This window comes from Pseudomonas sp. SDO5215_S409 (genome assembly GCF_054071325.1).
Genome location: NZ_JBSVWN010000147.1, coordinates 1 through 992 on the forward strand (window position 1 = coordinate 1; position 992 = coordinate 992).

At 58.8% G+C, this 992-nt stretch carries 1 protein-coding gene; it reads left to right on the forward strand.

From position 1 onward, the window contains the following. Nucleotides 1-986: ISL3 family transposase (locus ACW9H9_RS28635; RefSeq protein WP_457346710.1), on the forward strand; the 986-nt coding region annotated here is incomplete at its 5' end. Nucleotides 987-992: the final 6 nt, after the last annotated feature.

Here is a 992-nt window from a genome sequence, read left to right on the forward strand (position 1 = left end):
TGCGGCGTGTCGGGTGCAGTGCATGCGGCAAGCGAATGGAGGCAGTCAGTTGGCTTGACCGCTATTCGCGCATGACCAAGCGCCTGACCGAAGCCGTGATCCAGGCCTGCCAACGTCTGCCCACCTTGCACGTCGCCGAGCTGTTTGGTTTGCACTGGGACAGCGTGCGCCTACTGGAGCGACGGGCGCTACAAGCCGCACTGGAGAGGCTGCCGAGGGCTCAGCCCAGGCGCTTGGTGATGGATGAATTTGCGTTGTTCAAAGGCCATCGCTACGCCAGCGTGGTGCTGGATGCTGATACCCGCCGGGTGCTTTGGATTGGCGAAGGCCGCAGCCGAGCAGCTGTCAGACCGTTCTTTGAGCAATTGGGGCCACAGGGCTGTGCGCAGATCGAAGCTGTGGCAATGGACATGAACACCGCATTTGACCTGGAGGTACGCCAACACTGCCCTCAGGCACGGGTGGTGTATGACCTGTTTCATGTGGTCGCCAAATATGGTCGGGAAGTGATTGACCGGGTGCGGGTCGATGAAGCCAACCGCCTTCGTGATGACAAACCTGCCCGCAAGGTGATCAAGCAGGCACGGTGGCTGCTGCTGCGTAATCCGGAGAACCTCAAGCGCGAGGATCAGCGGGTACATCTGCACGATCTGCTGGCTGCCAATCAGTCGTTGATGACGGTGTATCTGATGAAGGCAGAGCTCAAAGCGTTGTGGTCACCCACCTGTGCCTGGCGCTGGCGAACAGCCTGGAAGCAGTGGTTACGACTGGCTGATGAAAGCGCAATACCGGCGCTGAAGCAGTTTGCCAAACGCTTGAAGAGCTACTGGCGCGGCATCCTGAGTAGGGTGCGCTGGCCCATGCACACGGGGCAGCTGGAGGGTATCAACAACCGGATCAAAGTGATCAAGCGAATGGCCTACGGCTACCGGGACAGCGAATTCTTTTTCATGAAGATCAAGAATGACTTTCCCGGTAATCCGTGAAGAACC